The following is a 20,737-nucleotide window of genomic DNA, read 5'->3' as shown; positions in this document are numbered from 1 at the left end:
AGGTAACGACCTGCCTACTGTCGGATGTAAGCGAATGCTTACATGGGGGTAGACGATGGAGACCAGGTCCTATCCGTTCGCCGAGCTCGACCAGCTCGAGATCAATCCCACCTACTTCGAGCTGCAACGGGACGAGCCGGTGGCCAGGGTGCGGCTGCCCTACGGCGGCGAGGGCTGGCTGGCCACCCGCTACGAGGACGTCAAGACCGTGCTGGCGGACGCGAGGTTCAGCCGCGCGGCGGTGATGGAGCCGGGCGCCGACGTGCCGCGCACCCTGCCGACGATGCCGACCGACACCAACATCCTGAGCATGGACCCGCCGGACCACACGCGGCTGCGCAAGCTGGTCGCGAAGGCGTTCACGGCGCGGCGCACCGAGCAGCTGCGCGAGCGCGCCCAGGGGATCGTGGACGGCCTGCTGGACGCCATGGAGGAGCAGGGTCCGCCCGCGAACCTCGTCGAGGCGCTGGCCATGCCGCTGCCCATCACGATCATCTGCGAGATGCTCGGCGTGCCGATCGAGGACCGCGACCAGTTCCGCGCCTGGTCGGAGGGCGCGGTGGCGATCACCGCGTTCACCCCCGAGGAGATCATGGCGGCCGGTCAGGCGCTGCGGGGCTACATCGCCGGGCTGGTGGAGCGCAAGCGCGCCGAGCCCGCCGACGACATGCTCTCCGTGCTGATCGCCGCGCGCGACAACGAGGATCGGCTCAGCGAGCCGGAGCTGGTCTCGTTCGGGGTGACGCTGCTGGTGGCGGGGCACGAGACCACCGCGAACCAGATCGGCAACTTCGTGTTCCACCTGCTGCGCAGGCCGGACCGGCTCGCCGAGCTGAGGTCCGACCCGTCGCTGCTGCCCGCCGCGATCGAGGAGCTGCTGCGGTTCACCGCGCTGGGCGGCTCCGCGGGCTTCCCCCGGATCGCGACCGCGGAGGTCGAGCTGTCCGGCGTGACGATCAAGCCCGGTGAGGCGGTGTTCGTCAACAACGTCACGGCGAACCGCGACCCGTCGGTGTTCGCCAACCCGCACGAGCTGGACTTCCACCGCGAGCACAACCCGCACATCATGTTCGGCCACGGCGCCCACCACTGCATCGGCGCGCCCCTGGCCCGGATGGAGCTGCAGGTCGCGATCGGCACCCTGCTCAAGCGGTTCCCGCGGCTCAGCCTGGACGGCGACGTGACGTTCAAGAGGGGCCGGCTCATCCGCGGTCCGCAGGCGCTGCCGGTGAGGTGGTAGTCCGATGAGCGAGTGGACGATCGAAGTCGACCGGGGCGCGTGCCTCGGGACGGGCATGTGCACGTCGATCGCGCCCGACCACTTCCGGCTGGACGGTGGCACGTCCACGCCGGTGAAGTCGCCGGTCGACCCGGACGACGCGGTGGTGGACGCGGCGGAGTCGTGCCCGATGGAGGCCATCCTGGTGCGTTCGGCGGACGGCGCGGTGCTCGCGCCGCAGCCCTAGCGGACAGGGCTCCGCAGCGCCGCCGGTGAAAGCCGTAGCGGCGTCGCGGAGCACGTCCCGCGTGATCGGCGGGGTACCTACTGTCGGGGGCAAGTGATCACCGGCAGTGGGGGTTTTGCGATGGCGGCCAGGCCCTACCCGTTCCCCGAGCCGGACGACCTCGTCGTCCACGAGACGTACCTGGAGCTCCAGCGGGACGAGCCGGTGGCACGGGTGCGCCTGCCGTACGGCCGCGAAGCCTGGCTGGCCACCCGTTACGCCGACGCCAAGGTCGTGCTGGCCGACCCGAGGTTCCGCCGCGCGCCGGTGATGGACGCCGACTACGACCCGCCGCGGACCATGCCCGAGGTGCCGCACATCACCACGATCCTGAGCATGGACCCGCCCGAGCACACCAGGCTGCGCCGGATCCTGGCCAAGGCGTTCACCGCCCGTCGCACCGGGCAGTTGCGCGAACGCGCCCAGCAGATCGTGGACGGCCTGCTGGACGACATCGAGGCGCAGGGACCGCCCGCCGACCTGGTGGACGGCCTGGCCATGCCCGTGGCGATCACGCTCATCAGCGAGATGCTCGGCGTGCCGGCGCTGGACCGGGCCAAGTTCCGCGAGTGGTCGGACGCGGCGGTGGCGATCACCGCGTTCACCGTGCCCGAGATCGAGGCTGCGGCGGCGTCGCTGCGCGCGTACATCCGCGACCTGGTCGAGGACAAGCGCGAGCACCCCGCCGACGACATGCTCACCGTGCTGGTCCACGCGCACGACAACGACGACCGGCTCACCGAGGAGGAGCTGGTGTCGTTCGGCGTCACGCTGCTCATCGCGGGCCACGAGACGACCGGCAGCGAGATCGGCAACTTCGTCTACCAGCTGCTCACCCACCCCGAGCGGCTGGCCGAACTGCGCGCCGACCCGTCGCTGGTGCCCGCCGCCGTGGAGGAGCTGCTGCGGATCACGAAGCTGTCCGGCTCGCCCGGCTTCCCCCGGATCGCCACCGCCGACGTCGAGCTGTCGGGCGTGACGATCCGCGCGGGCGAGGCGGTGTTCGTGGACGGTCTCGTGGCCAACCGCGACCCCGCGGTCTTCCCCAACCCCCATGAGCTGGACTTCCACCGCGAGCACAACCCGCACTTCGCGTTCGGCCACGGCGTGCACCACTGCATCGGCGCGCCCTTGGCAAGGATGGAGTTGCAGGTCTCCATCTCGACCTTGCTCAATAGGTTCCCGCGCCTGGAACTGGCCGACGAGGTGAAGTTCAAGAAGGGCAGACTGGTGCGAGGACCCGAACGCCTACTGGTGAGGTGGTAGACCGATGAGCGAGTGGACGATCGAAGTCGACCGGGGCGCCTGCCTCGGCACGGGCATGTGCACGTCGATCGCGCCCGACCACTTCCGGCTCGAAGGCGGCACGTCCACGCCGGTGAAGGCGGGGGTCGACCCGGACGACGCGGTGGTCGACGCGGCGGAGTCGTGCCCGATGGAGGCCATCCTGGTGCGTTCGGCGGACGGCACGGTGCTCGCGCCGCAGCTCTAGAAAAAAGTTCGGCCGATCGCGTCATAGCCGCGTGACGTGCGCGTTCCTCCGTCGTGCGGCTCTGATTCGGGGTGGGCCGCGCGATCCGCGGATGCGGCCTACTCCCCCAGGGCCGCGACCGGGAGTCGAGTGCGCGGGCGGCCTTTCGGGGAGCGACCGGCCGCCCGCGCACCACCCGAACTAGGCTCACGTCCCATGTCGAACCGGCGGATCGGCGTCATGGGTGGCACCTTCGACCCGGTGCACCACGGCCACCTGGTCGCGGCCAGCGAGGTCCAGGCCCGCTTCGACCTCGACGAAGTCGTCTTCGTGCCGACGGGCCAGCCCTGGCAGAAGACGGAACGCGAGGTCAGCGCCGCCGAGGACCGGTACCTGATGACGGTCATCGCCACCGCGTCCAACCCCCGGTTCTCGGTCAGCCGGGTGGACATCGACCGGCCAGGGCCGACGTACACCGTCGACACCCTCACCGACCTCAAGGTCAGGTACCCGGACGGAGACCTGTTCTTCATCACCGGCGCGGACGCGCTGGAGCAGATCCTGTCCTGGCGGCGCGCGGACGACGTGTTCGACCTCGCCCACTTCATCGGGGTCACCCGACCGGGTTACGAACTGGTCGACACGCACCTGCCGCCGGGCGCGGTGTCGCTGGTGGAGGTGCCCGCGATGGCCATCTCCTCGACCGCCGTGCGCGCCCGGACGGCGTCCGGACTGCCCGTCTGGTACCTCGTGCCGGATGGTGTCGTTCAGTACATCTCCAAGCGCCGGCTTTACTCGATGCCGGACTGAGCCGGGACGCCGGTACCCTCATTGACTCGTGCGGGCGTATAGGCGTCCGCCGGTGTGATGAGGAGTGACGTGGCAGCCACCGACGAGGCACGACGGTTGGCGCTGGTCGCCGCGAGCGCGGCGTCCGACAAGAAAGCGCACGACGTGATCGTGCTCGACGTGTCCGACCAACTGGTGATCACGGACTGCTTCGTGATCGCCTCCGCTCCGAACGAGCGGCAGGTCGGCGCGATCGTGGACAGCGTTGAGGAGAAGTTGCGCGAGGCCGGCCGCAAGGCGGTCCGCCGTGAAGGCGCGCGCGAAGGTCGTTGGGTCCTGCTGGACTTCGTGGACGTGGTCGTGCACGTCCAGCACGTCGAGGAGCGCACCTTCTACGGCCTGGAGCGGCTGTGGAAGGACTGCCCGCGGATCGAGTTCGACGCCGGTCCACCGGCCGACGAGGTCGCCGAGGCATGACCCTGAACCGGCTCGTGCTGTGGCGGCACGGTGAGACCGACTACAACGCGACCGGCCGCATGCAGGGCCACCTGGACTCGTCGCTGACCGAGACCGGGTGGAACCAGGCGCGGTTCGCGGTGCCGGTGCTCGCCGGGTTCGAGCCCGAGCTGGTGGTCGCCTCCGACCTGCACCGCGCCAGGGACACCGCCACGGTGTTCACCGACGCGACCGGCGTCGCCCTGCGCGTGGACGAACGGCTGCGCGAGACGCACCTGGGCAAGTGGCAGGGGCTGACCTCGACGGAGATCGAGGCGGAGTGGCCGGGCGCGCTGGAGCTGTGGCGTGCCGACGGCACCCTGGCGCCGCCGGACGGCGAGACGCGCGTGGAGGTCGCCGAGCGCGCGCTCGCCGTGGTGGCGGAGGTGGACGCGGAGTTCTCCGGCACGGTGATGCTGTGCGCGCACGGAGGCCTGATCAGCGCGTTGACCGGGCGGTTGCTGGAGCTGCCGGTCGACCGGTGGGGGCTGCTGGGCGGCATCGGCAACTGCCACTGGACGGTGTTCAACCGCCGTCCGCACGGCGACGGCAGGTGGCGGCTGTCGTCGTACAACGCCGGAATCACCCGGTGAGACTGCTCGTCCTCGGCGATTCGCTCTCGTTCCACGGTCCGCAGGGCCCGTTGCCCGCCGATCACCCTCGCTTGTGGCCGAACGTCGCGGCGTCGGCGTTGGGCGGGCACGCGGAGCTGGCGGCGGGGTTCGGCTGGACGGCCCGGGACGCCTGGTGGTCGTTGACCGGCGATCCGCGGGTGTGGTCGTTGCTGCCGCGCACGGACGTGTTGGTGCTGGCAGTGGGGCACATGGACACGTTGCCGTCGCCGTTGCCGACCTACCTGCGGCAGGGCCTGCGCTACCTGCGGCCGGACGGGCTGCGGCGGCGGGCGCGGGCCGGGTACCGGACGTTGCAGCCGGTGCTGTCGCGGGCGTTCTGCGGGTACCCGGTGGCGCTGCCGCCTCGCCTGACCGTGCGGTACCTGGACGACTCGGTGTGCGCGGTGCGTGCTCTTCAGCCGGGTATCAGGGTGGTCGGGATGACACCCTCAGTGCACTGTTCGGCTGCTTACGCCGGTGTGCACAGTGGACGTGCGGCGGGGGAGCGCGCGCTGCGCGAGTGGGCGGACGGGGCGGGCGTGCCGCTGCTGGACGTGCCGCCGCTCGTGGGCGACCACGTTCGGTCACGGCTCGGCAACCCGGACGGCATGCACTGGGGCTGGGAAGGGCACGAGCTGGTCGGGCAGGCCATGGCGGAACTGATCAGGTCCGTGGCGGTCGGCCACTCGGGTGCGGCGGAGCCGTAGTCTCGGCACTCGTGTCCACCACGATCGTCACCGACTCCACGGCGTACCTGCCCGAGGGGTTCGCCGAGCGGCACGGCGTCCGGGTCGTGCCGCTGCACGTGACCGTGGACGGTCGCGGCAGGCTGGACGGGGTGGACTTCGGTCCGGCCGAGCTGGCCGCCGCGTTGGGGGAGCACCGCCGGGTGACCACGTCCCGGCCGACGCCGGGCGAGCTGGCCGACGTGTACCGGTCCGCGCTGGCCGAAGGTGCGGAGGCGATCGTGTCCGTGCACCTGTCCCGTGACCTTTCGGGCACGTGGGAGGCCGCGCGGTTGGCCGCGGAGGAGGTCGACCCGAGCCGGATCAGGGTGGTCGACTCGCGGGCCACGGGCATGGGGCTGGGGTTCGCCGCGCTGGCCGCGTGCGCCGCGGGTGGTGACGCGGAGTGCGCGGAGGAAGCCGCGGTGGCCGCCGCCGCCCGGGTCAAGATGTTCTTCTGCGTGGAGACGCTCGACCACCTGCGGCGGGGTGGGCGGATCGGCGCCGCGGCCGCGTTGGTGGGCACCGCGCTGGCGGTGAAGCCGCTGCTGCACGTGGACGACGGTCGGATCGTGCCGTTGGAGAAGGTGCGGACGATGGGGCGGGCGATCGCCAGGCTGGTCGACCTGGCCGCGTCGGCGTCGGGTTCCGGGCCGGTCGGCCTGGCTGTCCACCACCTGGCCGCGCCGGAACGCGCGGCGGAGCTGGCGACGTTGCTGGACGAACGCGTGCCCGGCTCGACCGGATGCCTGATTTCCGAGGTCGGAGCCGTGATCGGCGCGCACACGGGTCCCGGTGTGCTGGGTGTGGTGGTGTTGCCCGGAGGGGTGTCCTAGGCCGCGTTATCCATCATTCGGCCACTTATCCACAGATCCACAACACCCGCTCCACCCCCTGCTCCATCCGGCCTAACGTCGACCTCATGTTCGACAAGAACCCGGAAACCACGACCGCCCGGCTGAAGGCCCTCGTCTCCCAGGAGCGGGGCAGACACCGCGCGTCGGACGCCGAGACGCTGGTCTTCGTCTCGTCGGACGGCGGCCCGGACCCGCACACCCCTCTGCGTCGCCTGCTGCGCCGCTGGCTGCCCGAACCCGTCGTGCCGCACCGCCGCAGAATCCTGCTCGCGGGCGTGCTGGCCGGGGTGGCGCTGGTGGTCGCGCTGGCCCTGTGGTGGGAGCGTCCCGTGCCGGAGAGCCCACCTGACCTCCCGGTGGCCGAGGCCGCCGCGGTCACCCGTGTCGAGGAGCAACTCGTCGTCAACGTGGTGGGTCTGGTGCCCAGCCCCGGCCTGGTGACGGTCCCGAACGGCGCCAGGGTGGCCGACGCCCTGCAAGCCGCGGGCGGTGCCAACCCCGGTGCCGACCTGACCCCGTTGAACCTCGCCCGCAAGGTTGCCGACGGCGAGCAGATCGCCGTGGGCATCGCCGGCCCGCAATCGGCCGACACGACGACCGAGCCGCTGAACCTGAACACCGCGACCAAGGACCAACTGGACACCCTGCCGGGCGTGGGTCCGGTGACAGCGCAACGAATCGTCGACCGCCGGCAGAAGCGCGGCCCGTTCACGTCCCTGGACCAGTTGGGCGAGATCGAGGGCATCGGCGACGCGAAGCTGGCCAAACTCCGCGACCTGGTCCGCCTCTAGGCCCCGACACCACCCGGAGACCACCGTGCACCAACGCCCATCCATTCCCGCCTCACCCACTCCCAGCCCGCCCCGTCCTACCCCGCCCCGTCGCATCCACTCCGGCCATCCCCGCACGCGCCAACTGCTGAACCGCCTCCGCCGCGCCATCCGCACCCTCAACTCCCGCCTGACCACCCTGTCGAGGTCCCGCTGGGTGGGCTCATGAACCGCGCCCGGCCCGGCGCAGCGCCGAAGCGCGCCGTACCGCAAGATCGACGCCCCGTTCCGACGGCACACCAGATCCGTTCTCGGTGGCTCAGCATGAGCTTCGGGCACGGTCGCCTATCTCATCCACCTGATCCCGGCCGCACAAAGGGCCCGGGCTCCAAGCGCTCATCGATCCGTTCTTCGTGTCGTGGGAGGCGCGTGCGGTCGGTCTGACCGTCCTCGTCGTCGTTCTCAGTGGTCTACATCTGGGGTGAGGTCGTGAGTCCTCGTGCGTATCTGGTCCCTGCCGCGCTGGCGGTGTGGGCGACGGCCTTGGCCGGGCTGCTGTGGGCGTGGTGGGCCGCGCTCGTGGTCGGTCTGGTCGCGGCCGTGATCGGCGGCCTGGCCTTGCGCCCGTGGCGACCGGCAGCGGTGGCGGTGGCTGTTGCGGGTCCGGTGGCGGCGTGCTGGATCGGCGCGCAGGTGCACGGTGCGGCCCACCACCCGTTGCGGGAATCGGCGGAGCGGGGCACGCCCGCCACTGTCCACTTCGAACTCGACAACCGGCCGCACGGCTTGCGCACCAGTGGTTTCGGCTCGCGGGCGGGCGGGGTCGACCTGGTGCTCGTGCGCGGAACGCTGGACGACGGTGGTCGGATCGCCGTGCTGGCGCCGGCCGCGCGGTGGCGGGATCTCCTGCCCGGCCAACGGGTCACCGCGCGCGGCACCCTCGCCCTTCCTCGCGGAGGCGAGCTGACGGTCGCGGTGCTGCGGGTTCGCGGTCCTCCGCGGGACGTGACCGAAGCACCGGTGTGGCAGCGGGTCGCCGAAGACCTGCGTGCCGGACTGCGGGACGCGAGCACCGCGCTCGACCCCGAACCGGCCGGGCTGCTGCCCGCCCTCGTCGTCGGCGACACCTCCCGCCTCCCACCCAGAGTGGTGGAGGAGTTCCGCACGGCGGGTCTCGCCCACGTGCTCGCCGTCAGCGGTGCGAACTTGGCGATCGTCTGCGGCGCGGTCCTGTTGCTGCTGAGGCTGTTGCGGGTCGGTCCGCGTGGTTGCGCGGCGGGTGCGATGGCGGCGCTGGTCGGGTTCGTGGTGCTGGCCGGGCCGGAGCCGAGTGTATTGCGGGCCGCCGTGATGGGCGCGGTGGCGTTGCTCGCGCTGGTGCTGGGTCGGGAGCGGTCGGCGTTGCCGGCGCTCGCGGCCGCGGTGGTGGCCCTGGTGCTCTACGACCCGGAGCTGGCCACCGAGCCGGGGTTCGGGCTGTCGGTGGTGGCGACGGCGGCGTTGGTGCTGCTCGCGCCGAGGTGGGCCGCCGCCATGAAGGAGCGCGGCGTCCCGGTGGGCTTCGCCGAGGCGTTGGCGGTGCCGGTGGCCGCGAACCTGGCGACCGCGCCGCTGGTCGCCGGGCTCTCCGGCCACGTGAGCCTGGTCGCGGTGGTGGCGAACCTGCTGGTCGCGCCGGTCGTGGCGCCGGCCACCGTGCTCGGTGTGCTCGCCGCCGTGCTGGCGCAGGTGCACGAACCGACCGCCCGGCTGGTCGTCGAGGTGGCCGGTCCGGCGGTGAGCTGGCTGATCGCGGTCGGCAGGCACGCGGCGGCCGTGCCCGGCGCGGCGGTCGGGTGGCCCAGCGGCTGGGTCGGCGGGCTGCTGCTGGCCGGGGTGCTGGTGCTCGGCTACGCGATCACCAGGCTGCGCCGGGTGCGGACGCTGGTCGTGGCGGCCGTCGTCGGCGCGGTGGTGGTGGTCGTGCCGCTGAACGTGGTCTCGCCCGGTTGGCCGGTGCCCGGCTGGTCGGTCGTGGCCTGTGACGTGGGCCAGGGCGACGCGGTGGTTCTCGCCACCGCCGAGCGCGACCGGGCGGTGCTGGTCGACACGGGGCCGGATCCGGTGCCGGTGCTGTCGTGCCTGCGCCGGCTGGGAGTGCGGCGCATCCCGTTGGTGGTGCTCAGCCACCTGCACGCCGATCACGTCGGCGGGTTGGCCGCGGTGCTGGCCGAGCGGGGTGTGGGCGCGGTGGCGGTGGGGCCGTCGCGGCAGCCGGAGTGGGCGTGGGAGGAGGTGAGGGAACGGGCGCGGGCGGCCGGGGTCCGCGTGGTCGAGCTGGGTGCCGGACAGCGGCTGAGCTGGCCGGGCCTGCTGCTCGACGTGCTGGGCCCGCGCGCGGACCCGGTGAGCGGGACGGACACGAACACGGCGGTCAACGACGCGTCGCTGGTGCTGCGGGCCTCCACCGCGGCCGGACGGGTGCTGTTGACCGGCGACATCGAGCTGGCCGGGCAGGCGGACCTGCTCGGCGGGCACGTGGACCTGCGGGCCGACGTGCTCAAGGTGCCGCACCACGGGTCGCGGTACTCGTCACCGGCGTTCCTCGCGGCGGTCCGGCCGCGGATCGCGCTGGTGAGCGTCGGCGCGGGCAACCGCTACGGCCACCCCAGCGGCGTGCTGGTCGACGCGTTGACGAGCCGAGGCGCGCTGGTGCTGCGCACCGACCGGGACGGCGACACGGCCGTCCTGGCAAGCCCGGACGGGCCGCGGGTCGCCCGCAGGAGCGGCGGCCAACCCGACAACGGACAAGGGGAGAACGATGAGGAACGACGTCTGGATCCGATTGCACTCCGGCTGGTCGCCGCAAGGCGGCAACCGGGCCGTGGCGTGGGCGCTGTGGCAGCCCGGCTACACGGCCGAACCGTGGCCACGCGACGAGCTGCGGCCCGCGTTCACCTACTACGTGTGCGAGGACCTGCCCGGTGGCGATCGCGGCATCGTCGCCAGGGCCACCGCCACCGGCGTGATCCGCCTGGCGCAGGTCCCGTCGGCGGACACCGCCTATCGCCTGATCGCCGACGCCCTGTTCGACGCCGACCTCGCCATACCACCGGAGGACTGGCACGCCGAGCGCTACAACCAGGAGAAGGCGAAACGACCCTGGCCGCAGATGCTCACCGCTTGGCGCGTGGTCACCGAACCGGTCGGCCCGCACGTCCTGCCCGAGCTGACGGCCTTCCCGCGAACCGGCTGGCTCCGCTCTTCCAGGATTTCGCTGTGACGGCCACGGCAGCCGGCCGGCGATGTCGGGCACTACCGCCGGCGCGCGAGCCAGCCGCTCAGGAGCCGGCCGACCGCCGCCGAACTGAGGTTGGCCTGCTCGCGTGGGTCGGCCGAAGTCGTGGTCGGGCCGACCCACGCGGAGGCGGTCAGTCCTGGAGGGCCTTCAGGACGGCCTCGGCCGACGGCGGGACGTTGGCGCGAGGGCCGACGCGGTCGCCGAGGGCGTCCAGGGTCTTGAGTCCGTCGCCGGTGATCAGGAGCACGGTCTCGCCGTCGGGGTCCAGTTGGCCGCTCTCGATGAGCTTCTTCGCGGTCGCGACGGTGACGCCGCCGGCGGTCTCGGCGAAGATGCCTTCGGTCCGGGCCAGCAGGCGGATGCCCTCGACGACCTCGTCGTCGGTGACGTCCTCGATCGCGCCGTTGGTGCGGCGGACGGCGTCCAGCACGTAGGGGCCGTCGGCGGGGGCGCCGATCGCCAGCGACCTGGCGATGGTGTCCGGGCGGACCGGGGTGACCACGTCGTGGCCCGCCTTGTAAGCGGCCGAGACGGGGGAGCAGCCGGTGGCCTGCGCGCCGAACACGCGGTACGGGGTCTGCTCGACCAGGTCGAGGTCGCCCAGCTCGCGGAAGGCCTTGTCGACCTTGGTCAGCTGGGAGCCGGACGCGATGGGCACCACGATCTGGTCGGGCAGCCGCCAGCCGAGCTGTTCGGCGACCTCGTACCCGAGCGTCTTGGAGCCCTCGGCGTAGTAGGGGCGGACGTTGACGTTGACGAACGCCCAGTCCTCGTGCTCGGCGGCCAGTTCCTGCGCCAGCCGGTTCACGTCGTCGTAGTTGCCGTCGACGGTGATCAGGTTGCCGCCGTAGACGGCGGTCATGAGGATCTTCGCCCCCTCCAGGGAGGAGGGAACCAGCACCACCGACTGCCAACCCGCGCGGGCCGCGGCGGCGGCGACGGCGTTGGCCAGGTTGCCGGTGGACGGGCAGGCCAGGACCTTGAAGCCGAGCTCGCGGGCGGCGGCGAGGGCGACGCCGACCACGCGGTCCTTGAACGAGTGGGTCGGGTTGCCGGTGTCGTCCTTCACCCACACCTTGCGCACGCCTAGGGCCTTGGCGAGGCGGTCGGCCTCGACCAGGCGGGTGCCGCCGGGGTTGGTGTTGGGGTGCGACTCGACGGTGGTCGGCACGGGGAGCAGGCCGCGGTAGCGCCAGATCGACCGGGGGCCCGCCTCGATGTCCTCGCGACGGATCCGACCGAAGTCGTAGGCCACTTCCAGCGGCCCGAAACACTCGAGACAGGCGTATTCGGCGGCGAGCGGCGTCTCGTGGCCGCATTCGCGACACGACAGCGCGCGGGCAGGACCGAGGTCGAAGGAGGTGGTGGCCGAGGGCACACTGACAGCAGTCATCGCGAGGTATCTCCTCATCTTTCCCGCGCACCGCGGGTCGGAATTGGCACCGTGGTCGCCAGCGGACGCTGTGCGACGGGTTGCCGGGGCTTCTTCGGGCCGATCCCTCTGCCCCTCTGGATGAGCGGTATTCAGTTGTGGGTTTCAACTTACGTCACGATCCCGACCCTCAGCCAGAGACGTCCACCATCCGGACGTCTGCCGCCCGTGGGAGGATCGCGCCGTGAGTGCGCCCGCTGACACGCCCGACGCCGTGCACCTGATCCTCGGCGAGGAGGAGTTGCTGGTCGAGCGCGCGGTGCGCGGTGCGTTGGCGGCGGCGCGGAAAGCCGATCCGCAGGCCGACCTGACCCGCGTGCGCGTGACCGATCTCACCCCGCCTGAGCTGGCGGAACTGGTGAGTCCGTCGCTGTTCGCCGAGGGGCGGGTGGTCGCGCTGGAGGCCGCGCAGGAGTGCGGCAAGGAGATCGCCGACGCGGTCATCGGCTACGCCAAGGCCCCGGCGGACGGGGTGACGGTGGTGGTCGTCCACAGTGGCGGCGGGCGCAGCAAGGTGGCCAAGGACCTGCCCGCGGCGCTGCGCAAGGCCGGTGCCAGGGTGACCGAGTGCCCCAAGATCACCAAGGCGGCGGACCGGGAAGCGTTCGTGCGCAACGAGATCCGCGCGGCGGGCGGCGGCAAGGCCGACCCGGAGGCCGTGGCGGCGCTGATCGAGGCGGTGGGGTCGGACCTGCGCGAGTTGGCGGCGGCGGCCTCGCAGCTCGTCGCCGACACCGGCGGCAAGGTCGACGCCGAGGCGGTCCGCCGCTACCACCGCGGCCGGGCCGAGGTGACCGGGTTCGCGGTGGCGGAGAAGGCCGTGATGGGTGACCGGGCCGGCGCGCTGGAGGCGTTGCGGTGGGCGATCCAGCTCGGCGTGCCGCACGTGCTGGTCGCCGACGCGCTGGCCGACGCGGTGCGCACGATCGCGCGGGTGTCCGCGGTGGGCCGGGGCGACCCGTTCAAGCTGGCGGGCGAACTGGGCATGCCGCCGTGGAAGGTGAAGAAGGCCCAAGGCCAGTCGCGGGGCTGGGAGGACCGGGGGCTCGCGGCGGCGATGACGGTGGTCGCCGACCTGAACGCGGACGTCAAGGGCGTCGCCGCCGACTCGGGCTACGCCCTGGAACGCGCGGTCCTGAAAATCGTCGCCGCCCGCGCCCGCCGCTGAGCGCGAGGTCACCTGCCAAGCGACTGCCACCTGCCGGAGGCCGCTGACCGAGGCTGCTGACCGCGAGGCTGGCCGGCGGTGATGCCGCCGGCTGAGACTGCTGGCGGCGAGGCTGCTGGCGTGATGCCGCGAGCCGGGGCGGGAGCTGGGGGCTGAGGGCGAGGTTTGCCGGTCGAGGCGTTGGTGGCCCAAATGGCCGGGGAACGAAAAGCGCCGCCCACCCCGCGCAGGGGTGGGCGGCGCCTCAGCGTGAAGACCAGATCAGATCTGGTTGGCGCGCCGCGCCAGCGCCGACTTCTTGTTGGCGGCCTGGTTGGCGTGGATCACGCCCTTGGAGACGGCCTTGTCGAGCTTGCGGGACGCGTCCTGCGCCAGCACGACAGCCTTCTCCTTGTCACCGGCCTCGGCGGCCTCACGGAACTTGCGGATGGCGGTCTTGAGGGACGACTTGACGGCCTTGTTGCGCAGGCGCGCCTTCTCGTTCGTCTTGATCCGCTTCATCTGGGACTTGATGTTCGCCACGCGAAAGCCACCTTTTCCTCGGTCTCGGAGTCGCACCGCGCTTGTCACCGGCTCCGCCCCCGAAGGGGCGGTTTTCCTCCACAGCGGAATGCCGCGCGGGTACGGCCGAGAAGGATATCAGGGCAGCTCACCGCACCGTGAATCGAGCCCTCCCGTCGCCGACCACGACCTCGTAGGCGCCCCTGGCGACCTCCGGCTTGCCCGCGCCGTCCATGTCGCCCGCCGTCACGGCGAGCCGCCGCACGTCGAACGTCACCTCGACCGCCCGCTCCTCGCCGGCCTTCAACGCCACCCGGGTGAAGCCGACCAGGCGCTGCTGCGGCGTGAGCACCTTGCTCACGGGCTGGTGCACGTACACCGGCACCACGAGAGTGCCGTCACGCGAACCGGTGTTGGCCACGGTCACCGACACCTTGACCTGGTCGTCCCGCCGCACCTCCGCCGACTTCAGCGTCGGCGCGGACGTGGTGAACGTCGTGTACGACAGGCCGTGCCCGAACGCGAACGCCGGGTCGTACGCCGAGCTGGGCGAGGTGTTCGCGCCACGCACCTGGTCGTACGAGAACGGCTGGTCGCCGATCGTCTTCGGCCACGACACCGGCAGCTTGCCGCTCGGGTTCACCGCGCCGAACAGCACGTCGGCGATCGCGCCGCCGCCCTCGGAGCCCGGCAGCCAGCCCGCGACCAGCGCCGGGGCGTCCGCCACCGTGCCGAGCACCTGCGGACGGCCGGTCAGCAGCACCACCACGACCGGCTTGCCGGTCGCCCGCACCGCGTCGACCAGGCCCTGCTGCGCAGCGGTCAGCACGGGCTCCTCGGTGTCCGACTCGCCCTCCGCGCCCGGGTCCTCGCCGAGCACCACGACCACCGCGTCGGCGTCACCGGCCTGCGCCACCGCGTCGGCCTGCGTGGCCGCGTTGACGACGTTCGCGGACGGCACGGCGGCCTTGATGCCCTGCAACACCGTCACCGTCGGCGGCATCGGCGACGAGGCGGGCACGCCCTGCCAGCCGACCGTCCAGCCGCCGAGCTGCCGGGCCGCGGAGTCGGCCGCGTCACCGGTCACCACGAGCTTGCCCACGCCGGTGGACAGGGGCAGCACGCCTTCGTTGCGCAGCACCACGGTGCTCTCCGCCGCCGCCTGACGGGCCAGCGCCCGGTCCGCGCCGTTCACGATCGCGTCGGCCTTCGCCACGTCCACGAACGGCTTCTCGAACAGCCCCAGGTCGAACTTGAGCTTCAGGATCCGCCGCACGGCCTGGTCGATCCGCTTGCCGGGGATCGCGCCGCTCCGCACGCCCGCCAGCAGCCCGGCGGTGAACCCGGCCGCGTCCGACGGCTCCATCGCCATGTCGACGCCCGCGTTCACGGCCATCGCGATGGCCTCCTCGTAGTTCGCCGCCACGTGGTAGCGGTCCACCAGGAACCGGATGTCCTCCCAGTCGGTGATCGCCACGCCCCGGAAGCCCATCTGGTCGCGCAACTGCGTGGTCAGCAGGTACTTCGACGCGTGCGCGGGCACACCGTTCACCGCACCGGAATTGATCATCACGGTGCCGACGCCCGCGTCGAACTGCGGCTGGAACGCCGGCAGCACGGTGTCCTGCAGGTACCGGATCGGCAGCTGGGCGGGCGCGCGGTCGTGGCCGTTGAACGGCTCCGAGTAGCCCGCGAAGTGCTTGGCGGTCGCGGTGAGCCTCGCCGTGCCGTCGGTCGGGTCGGACTGCTGCCCGCGCACGTTCGCCGCCGCCAGCGCGCCGGCCAGCACCGGGTCCTCGCTGTAGGTCTCGTAGTACCGGCCCCAGCGGGTGTCGCGCGCGATGTCGGACACGGGCGCGAAGTTCCAGAACACGCCGGTGGCGCGCATGGCCCGGCCGGTGGACTTGCCGAGCTGCTCCTGCAGCTCCGGGTTCCACGTCGCGCCCAGGCCGATCTGGTGCGGGAACATGGTGGCGCTGAGCACGTTCGAGTGGCCGTGCACGCCGTCCGCGCCGTAGATCAGCGGGATCCGCAGCCTGCTGTGGTCCAGCGCGTACTTCTGGATGGCGTTGGTCATCTCCGCCCACGCGCGCGGCGTGTTCGGGTTCGGCGCGTCGCCGCCGCCGGAGAGGATCGAGCCGACCTTCGCGTCCTCCAGGACGGCCTTCATGCAGTCCTCGACGAGCGGGCCGGGGTTCCACTCGCAGTTCCCGCGCAGCTTGCCCAGCCTGATCTGGGTCATCTGGCCGACCTTCTCCTCCAGCGTCATGCGCCTGAGGAGGTTCTCGACGCGGCGGTCGACCGGCGCCCGCGCGTCCTGGTAGTCCTGTCCGGCAGGCTCGATGATGCCGCTGGCCTGCGCTCCGGTGACCAGCAAGGCCAAGGTGACCAGCGCGGCCACCGTGGTCCGCTTGCGGGATCTCAACACCGAGAAACCTCCTGCGTGGATCGATTGAACGTGCCAGGTCACCCTTTCCCGCGTGACCTGGCACACAACAGGGCTGAATGGCCTATTTGGGAGCGTTCCCACGCCGACGACCAGCGGTGGGAGCCGTGCCGGGAAAAAGCAGTACAAGCGTCCGATTAGGCTGGGCGGGTGACCGCCGCACTCGACTGGCCCGGTTTCGGGCACGTCTCGCTCGCCGCCCTGCTGTTCCTCTGCCTGGCCGCCGTCGTCGCCGGCGCGGTCGACGCGGTGGTGGGCGGTGGCGGGCTGATCCAGCTGCCCGCGCTGCTGCTGATCGCGCCCGGTGGCCAGCCGCTGTACGCGCTGGCCACCAACAAGATCGCGTCCGTGGTCGGCACGGCGGCCGCGGTGCGCACCTACTCCCGGCAGGCCGCGATCGACTGGTCGTCGGCGTTGCCGATGGCGGTGGCGGCGTTCGCGGGCGCGGTGGGCGGCGCGGCGTTCGCGGGCGCGTTGGCGCCGGGTGTCCTCAACGGCGTGGTGCTCGTCGCGCTGGTCGGCGTCGGCCTCTACACGTGGCGCAAGCCGGAGCTGGGTGTGGCCGAGACGTCGAGGTTCACGCGCTTCGCGCAGATCGCCGTGATGGCCGTCGGCGGCGCGGTGATCGGCTTCTACGACGGCCTGGCGGGGCCGGGCACGGGCGCTTTCCTGGTGTTCCTGCTCGTGGGCCTGGTGGGGTTCGCGTTCCTGCGCGCCTCGGCCACGGCCAAGGTCGTCAACGTGGCCACCAACCTGGGTGCCCTGCTGTACTTCATCCCGGCCGGGAAAGTGCTGTGGGGCTTGGGTTTGGTGCTCGCGCTGTGCAACCTGACCGGCGCGGTGTTCGGCGCGCGGCTGGCGGTGCGGCGCGGATCGGCGTTCGTGCGCCGGGTGTTCCTCACCGTCGTGGTGGCGCTGGTGGTCAGTCTGGGGTGGAAGGCGGCGGTTGGATGAGCCGGAACGTCGCGCCCATCGGGTCGCCGGCTGTGGTGAACCGGCCGAACCGCGACTCGACCACGTCGCCGACCGTGACGCCGCCCAGCTCCTCCACCCGGCGGGCCGCCGCGTCGGCGTCGGTCACCGCGAAGTAGGTCATCCAGTGCGGCGGGATCTCGGCGGGGATCTCGTTGGCCATCCCGAACACGCCCGCCACCGCACGGCCTTCGACCCGCAGCTGCGTGTACGGGAAGTCCGGCAACGGGTCGAGCCCCACGTCGAACACCTGCTGGTAGAACTCCGCCGCGCCGAACGGGTCGCGGGTGGCCAGCTCGTTCCACACCACCGAGCCGGGCTCGTTCACCACGTACGCGCCGATGTGCGTGCCCGCCTCCCACAGCCCGAACGCCGCGCCGTACGGGTCCACCGCGATGGCGCCGCGACCCGGCCCGCCGGTGTCGAACTCCGGCACGAGCACCTTGCCGCCGTTGGCGTTCAGCTTCTCCAGCGACTCGTCCAGGTCGTCGGTGGCCAGGTAGGTCGTCCACACGACGGGGAACATCACGTCCGACGGCATCTCGCCGAACCCCGCCACGGGCAGGCCGCGCACCAGCGCCATCGTGTAGTGCCCGGTCTCCGGGCCGCCGATCTCGAAGTCCCAACCGAACAGGCCACCGTAGAACTCCATGGTGGCGTCGCGGTCGGTGGTCATCATGTCCACCCACGCGGGTGTGCCCGGCGCGTACGGGGAGTTCAGCTCGCTCACCCCGCCAACAGTCGCACCGGCCACGTCACTCCGCGAGTCGATCACTCGAACGGCTGCGACGCGGAGGACGCCGGCGGGTGGTGCGCCGCCGACGTCCGTCCCGGATCTCGAACGGAGAGGACCGCTAGTCCTGCTCCCGTTCCGCGTCTTCCTTGTCCTGCTTGCGCGGCCGGCCGCGCCTGGGTTGGTCGGCCGTGCCGGTGGGCAGCCTGCCTGCTTCGGCGAGCGCGCGGCGCAGCAGGAACTCGATCTGCGCGTTCGTGCTGCGCAGCTCGTCGTTCGCCCACCTCGTCAGCGCGTCGTGCACCGCCGGGTCGAGGCGCAGCAGGACGCTCTTGCGCTCGGCCACGTCAGGTGTACAACGACCCGGCGTTGACCACTGGCTGGGTGGATCGGTCGCCGCAGAGCACGACCAGCAGGTTCGACACCATCGCGGCCTTGCGCTCCTCGTCCAGTTCCACCACGTCCTCCTCGGCGAGCCTGGCCAGCGCGAGCTGGACCATGCCGACCGCGCCCTCCACGATCCGCGACCGCGCCGCGACCACCGCGCCCGCCTGCTGGCGCTGCAGCATCGCCTGCGCGATCTCCGGAGCGTAGGCCAGGTGCGTGAGCCGGGATTCGATCACCTTCACGCCGGCCGCCTGCACCCGTGCCGCGATCTCCACCGACAGCGTCTCGGTGATCTCGTCCGCGTTCTCCCGCAGCGACAGCCCGGTCTCCTCGTGGTTGTCGTACGGGTAGCTGGTCGCGATGTGCCGCACCGCGGTCTCGGTCTGGATGCCGACGAACCGCACGAAGTCGTCCACCTCGAACTTCGCCCGCGCGGTGTCCTCGACCTGCCACACCACCACGGCGGCGATCTCGATCGGGTTGCCGTCGGCGTCGTTGACCTTCAGCGTCGCGGTCTCGTGGTTGCGGATCCGGGTCGACACCCGCACCTTCGTGGTGAACGGGTTCGCCCACCGCAGGCCGTCCTGGCGGACGGTGCCGGTGTAGCGGCCGGCGAACTGGAGCACGCGCGACTCGCCCGGCGCGACGGTGAACAACCCGGCGCCCGCGAGGCCGCTGCCCGCCATCATCAGCGCGCCGCCGACGATCGCCGGGACGCTCGGCCCGTCGTCGCCCGGGATCGAGCCGAGGACGAGCACCGCCGCGCCCAGCAGCAGCACGACCACCGCGCCGCCGAACACGCCCCACCCGGAGACCGCCCGCGCCTCCCGCTCCCGGACCACCGGAGTCGGCATCCGCACCGCCACGTCCGTCATCGCGTCCATGTTCCACCCCTCGTTCGCATATCGCGTGCCTAGCAAAGTGATATCACTTTTTCGAGACGCCGGGCAAGTCGAGGTCGATACGAGGACAGGAGTTGACCGCAATCGGATCTACCGTGGGCGCATGACCCCGGTACTGAGCCGTCGCGCCCTCGGGCGAGCCACCCTGGCCCGCCAGTTCCTGCTCGCCCGCACCGAGGCGACCGTGCCCGAGGTCGTCACGCACCTGGTCGGGTTGCAGGCCCAGACGCCGCACACCTGGTACACGGGCCTGTGGACGCGGATCGCCGACTTCACCCCCGACCGGGCCGCGGACCTGCTCGTGGACCGCGAACTGGTGCGCATCGCCGTGATGCGGTCGACGATCCACCTGGTCACCGCCGCGGACGCGCTCGCGCTGCGCCCGGTGGTCCAGCCCGTGCTCGACCGGGACCTGTTCCGCAACCACACCCACGGCCGGGACATGCGAGGGCTGGACGTCGACGCGGTGGTGGCCGCCGGCCGCGCGTTGCTCGCCGAGAAGCCGCGCACCAACAAGGAGCTGGGCACGCTGCTGCACGAGCAGTGGCCCGACCGCGCGCCCGCCTCGCTGGCCTACGCGATCCGCTGCCTGGTGCCGTTGGTGCAGGTGCCGCCGCGCGGGGTGTGGGGCCGCAGCGGCACGATCGCGCACACCAGCGCGGAGACGTGGCTCGGCGCTTCCGTGGCGGACAAGCCCTCGGTGGACGACGTGGTGCTGCGCTACCTGGCCGCGTTCGGGCCCGCGACGGTGAAGGACGTGCAGACGTGGTCCGGCCTCACCCGGCTGCGCGAGGTGGTCGAAGGGCTGCCCCTGCTGCGGCTGCGCGACGAGGACGGCCAGGAGCTGTTCGACCTGCCCGACGCGCCCCGGCCGGACGAGGACGTGCCCGCGCCGCCGAGGTTCCTGTACGACTTCGACAACGTCCTGCTCTCGCACGCCGACCGGCGTCGGGTGGTCACCGACGACGTGCGTGCCCAGAACTACGACCCGCACGGCCCCGTGCCGCAGTTCTTCCTGGTCGACGGTGTCACGGCGGGCGACTGGAAGCTGCACCGCACCAAGGAGGTCGCCACGCTGGAGCTGCGGCCGTTCCACCGCCTGCCCGCGGTGGAGGAGGTGGAGCGGGAAGGGGAGCGGCTGCTGGCGTTCCTCGCGCCGGACGTGCCGAAGCACGAGATCCGGACAACCTCGCCGGCGGCGGCACGTCCCTGAGTGCATGGGGACGATCACCGTGCGTTCACCGCGCGCCGACGACCTGGCGCCTCTCGTCGAGGTGTACATCGCGGCGCGGCGCAGCTACTACGACGGGCACCTGCCCGAGGCGGAACTGGCCGAGTGGGAGCGGTCGGCACGGGCCCTCGGTGACGACATCTTCGACAAACCGGGCCGGGTGTGGCTGTGCGCCGACCTCGACCACGAGTTCGCCGGGTTCGCGCAGGTCGGGCCGGACGGTGAGCTGGGGCTGCTGCACGTCGCCCCCGCGCGGTGGGGCAACGGCGTCGGCCACGCGTTGCACGACGCGGCTCTGGACGCGCTGCGTGACCTCGGCATCACCACCGCGCGCCTGGACGTGTTCGTGGAGAACCACCGGGCGCAGCGCTTCTACCTCGCCCACGGCTGGCGTGAGACCGGCCGCGACGAGACGCACGTGCGAATGGCGCTGGACCTGGACGTGTGATCGCCTGAGCG

General features: G+C 72.0%; 20 protein-coding genes, 1 pseudogene and 1 riboswitch. Of the genes and pseudogenes, 15 read left to right on the top strand and 6 right to left on the bottom strand.

Features of this window, described 5'->3' with window-relative positions; genetic code table 11:
- Positions 1-55: 55 nt before the first annotated feature.
- From ADK67_RS45400 to ADK67_RS50185, 11 genes and pseudogenes are all read left to right on the top strand, one after another.
- Positions 56-1,240 (top strand): cytochrome P450, encoded by a 1,185-nt coding sequence (locus ADK67_RS45400; RefSeq protein WP_053722822.1) that lies wholly within the window; start codon positions 56-58, stop codon positions 1,238-1,240.
- A 4-nt stretch (positions 1,241-1,244) separates the two neighbouring features.
- Positions 1,245-1,466 (top strand): ferredoxin, encoded by a 222-nt coding sequence (locus ADK67_RS45395; RefSeq protein WP_053722821.1) that lies wholly within the window; start codon positions 1,245-1,247, stop codon positions 1,464-1,466.
- Between the two features lie 120 nt (positions 1,467-1,586).
- Positions 1,587-2,771 carry a cytochrome P450 gene (locus ADK67_RS45390; RefSeq protein ID WP_053722820.1) on the top strand — a complete coding sequence of 395 codons (1,185 nt, stop codon included), beginning with the start codon at positions 1,587-1,589 and terminating at the stop codon, positions 2,769-2,771.
- 4 nt (positions 2,772-2,775) lie between these two features.
- Positions 2,776-2,997: a ferredoxin gene (locus tag ADK67_RS45385; protein ID WP_053722819.1), complete on the top strand. Its 222-nt coding sequence runs from the start codon at positions 2,776-2,778 to the stop codon at positions 2,995-2,997.
- Positions 2,998-3,192: 195 nt separating this feature from the next.
- A complete protein-coding gene (gene nadD, locus ADK67_RS45380) occupies positions 3,193-3,786 on the top strand; it encodes a nicotinate-nucleotide adenylyltransferase (protein WP_053722818.1) in 594 nt (197 codons plus the stop codon).
- Positions 3,787-3,855: 69 nt separating this feature from the next.
- Positions 3,856-4,242, top strand: coding sequence for a ribosome silencing factor (rsfS, locus tag ADK67_RS45375; RefSeq protein ID WP_053722817.1), 387 nt, complete (start codon positions 3,856-3,858; stop codon positions 4,240-4,242).
- On the top strand, positions 4,239-4,853 hold the full coding sequence (locus tag ADK67_RS45370) for a histidine phosphatase family protein (RefSeq protein WP_053722816.1): 615 nt from the start codon (positions 4,239-4,241) through the stop codon (positions 4,851-4,853). The genes rsfS and ADK67_RS45370 overlap by 4 nt, the downstream gene beginning before the upstream one ends.
- Positions 4,850-5,581, top strand: a complete 732-nt coding sequence (gene octT / locus ADK67_RS45365) for a diglucosylglycerate octanoyltransferase (protein ID WP_082404806.1) — start codon at positions 4,850-4,852, stop codon at positions 5,579-5,581. Before ADK67_RS45370 ends, octT begins: the two co-directional genes overlap by 4 nt.
- An 11-nt stretch (positions 5,582-5,592) precedes the next feature.
- Entirely contained in the window at positions 5,593-6,435 is an 843-nt protein-coding gene (locus ADK67_RS45360) for a DegV family protein (protein WP_053722814.1), read from the top strand.
- 86 nt (positions 6,436-6,521) lie between these two features.
- Entirely contained in the window at positions 6,522-7,247 is a 726-nt protein-coding gene (locus ADK67_RS45355; protein ID WP_082404804.1) for a ComEA family DNA-binding protein, read from the top strand.
- A gap of 468 nt (positions 7,248-7,715) precedes the next feature.
- Positions 7,716-10,004, top strand: a pseudogene (locus tag ADK67_RS50185) (DNA internalization-related competence protein ComEC/Rec2); the annotation flags it as partial.
- 632 nt (positions 10,005-10,636) lie between these two features.
- Here ADK67_RS50185 and thrC read toward each other — a convergent pair.
- A complete protein-coding gene (thrC, locus tag ADK67_RS45325) occupies positions 10,637-11,899 on the bottom strand; it encodes a threonine synthase (protein WP_053722808.1) in 1,263 nt (420 codons plus the stop codon).
- A gap of 11 nt (positions 11,900-11,910) precedes the next feature.
- A riboswitch (SAM riboswitch) is annotated at positions 11,911-12,026 on the bottom strand.
- Between the two features lie 96 nt (positions 12,027-12,122).
- On the opposite strand from thrC, the gene holA reads away from it, so the two are divergent.
- Positions 12,123-13,106, top strand: a complete 984-nt coding sequence (holA, locus tag ADK67_RS45320) for a DNA polymerase III subunit delta (protein ID WP_053722807.1) — start codon at positions 12,123-12,125, stop codon at positions 13,104-13,106.
- Positions 13,107-13,367: 261 nt separating this feature from the next.
- Here holA and rpsT read toward each other — a convergent pair whose 3' ends face one another.
- On the bottom strand, positions 13,368-13,628 hold the full coding sequence (gene rpsT, locus ADK67_RS45315) for a 30S ribosomal protein S20 (protein WP_053722806.1): 261 nt from the start codon (positions 13,626-13,628) through the stop codon (positions 13,368-13,370).
- 127 nt (positions 13,629-13,755) lie between these two features.
- Positions 13,756-16,035 carry a glycoside hydrolase family 3 N-terminal domain-containing protein gene (locus ADK67_RS45310; protein WP_053722805.1) on the bottom strand — a complete coding sequence of 760 codons (2,280 nt, stop codon included), beginning with the start codon at positions 16,033-16,035 and terminating at the stop codon, positions 13,756-13,758.
- A gap of 168 nt (positions 16,036-16,203) precedes the next feature.
- Here ADK67_RS45310 and ADK67_RS45305 point away from each other — a divergent pair, with 168 nt between their 5' ends.
- Positions 16,204-17,007 (top strand): sulfite exporter TauE/SafE family protein, encoded by an 804-nt coding sequence (locus ADK67_RS45305; RefSeq protein ID WP_053722804.1) that lies wholly within the window; start codon positions 16,204-16,206, stop codon positions 17,005-17,007.
- Here ADK67_RS45305 and ADK67_RS45300 read toward each other — a convergent pair.
- The 3 genes from ADK67_RS45300 to ADK67_RS45290 form a co-directional block, all read right to left on the bottom strand.
- The gene (locus ADK67_RS45300; RefSeq protein ID WP_053722803.1) at positions 16,976-17,755 is read right to left on the bottom strand and encodes a VOC family protein; all 780 of its coding nucleotides are present in this window, start codon (positions 17,753-17,755) and stop codon (positions 16,976-16,978) included. The genes ADK67_RS45305 and ADK67_RS45300 overlap by 32 nt on opposite strands.
- 124 nt (positions 17,756-17,879) lie before the next feature.
- Positions 17,880-18,104: a hypothetical protein gene (locus ADK67_RS45295; protein WP_053722802.1), complete on the bottom strand. Its 225-nt coding sequence runs from the start codon at positions 18,102-18,104 to the stop codon at positions 17,880-17,882.
- Between the two features lies 1 nt (position 18,105).
- Positions 18,106-19,029, bottom strand: a complete 924-nt coding sequence (locus ADK67_RS45290) for an SPFH domain-containing protein (RefSeq protein WP_053722801.1) — start codon at positions 19,027-19,029, stop codon at positions 18,106-18,108.
- A gap of 121 nt (positions 19,030-19,150) precedes the next feature.
- Between ADK67_RS45290 and ADK67_RS45285 the strand changes: the two genes are divergently transcribed.
- Both ADK67_RS45285 and ADK67_RS45280 read left to right on the top strand, forming a co-directional pair.
- Positions 19,151-20,260: a winged helix DNA-binding domain-containing protein gene (locus tag ADK67_RS45285; protein ID WP_053722800.1), complete on the top strand. Its 1,110-nt coding sequence runs from the start codon at positions 19,151-19,153 to the stop codon at positions 20,258-20,260.
- Between the two features lie 4 nt (positions 20,261-20,264).
- Positions 20,265-20,726 carry a GNAT family N-acetyltransferase gene (locus ADK67_RS45280; RefSeq protein ID WP_053722799.1) on the top strand — a complete coding sequence of 154 codons (462 nt, stop codon included), beginning with the start codon at positions 20,265-20,267 and terminating at the stop codon, positions 20,724-20,726.
- Positions 20,727-20,737 lie beyond the last annotated feature (11 nt).

The organism is Saccharothrix sp. NRRL B-16348, assembly GCF_001280085.1.
Lineage (GTDB): Bacteria > Actinomycetota > Actinomycetes > Mycobacteriales > Pseudonocardiaceae > Actinosynnema.
This window is presented reverse-complemented; position numbering and strand designations above follow the sequence as displayed.

Bases quoted from the DNA above. Each gene is read 5' to 3' on its own strand.
- ADK67_RS45400 (WP_053722822.1), top strand. From the start codon at position 56: ATGGAGACCAGGTCCTATCCGTTCGCCGAGCTCGACCAGCTCGAGATC.
- ADK67_RS45395 (WP_053722821.1), top strand. From the start codon at position 1,245: ATGAGCGAGTGGACGATCGAAGTCGACCGGGGCGCGTGCCTCGGGACG.
- ADK67_RS45390 (WP_053722820.1), top strand. From the start codon at position 1,587: ATGGCGGCCAGGCCCTACCCGTTCCCCGAGCCGGACGACCTCGTCGTC.
- ADK67_RS45385 (WP_053722819.1), top strand. From the start codon at position 2,776: ATGAGCGAGTGGACGATCGAAGTCGACCGGGGCGCCTGCCTCGGCACG.
- nadD (WP_053722818.1), top strand. From the start codon at position 3,193: ATGTCGAACCGGCGGATCGGCGTCATGGGTGGCACCTTCGACCCGGTG.
- ADK67_RS45370 (WP_053722816.1), top strand. From the start codon at position 4,239: ATGACCCTGAACCGGCTCGTGCTGTGGCGGCACGGTGAGACCGACTAC.
- ADK67_RS45355 (WP_082404804.1), top strand. From the start codon at position 6,522: ATGTTCGACAAGAACCCGGAAACCACGACCGCCCGGCTGAAGGCCCTC.
- thrC (WP_053722808.1), bottom strand. From the start codon at position 11,899: ATGACTGCTGTCAGTGTGCCCTCGGCCACCACCTCCTTCGACCTCGGT.
- ADK67_RS45290 (WP_053722801.1), bottom strand. From the start codon at position 19,029: ATGGACGCGATGACGGACGTGGCGGTGCGGATGCCGACTCCGGTGGTC.
- ADK67_RS45285 (WP_053722800.1), top strand. From the start codon at position 19,151: ATGACCCCGGTACTGAGCCGTCGCGCCCTCGGGCGAGCCACCCTGGCC.
- ADK67_RS45280 (WP_053722799.1), top strand. From the start codon at position 20,265: ATGGGGACGATCACCGTGCGTTCACCGCGCGCCGACGACCTGGCGCCT.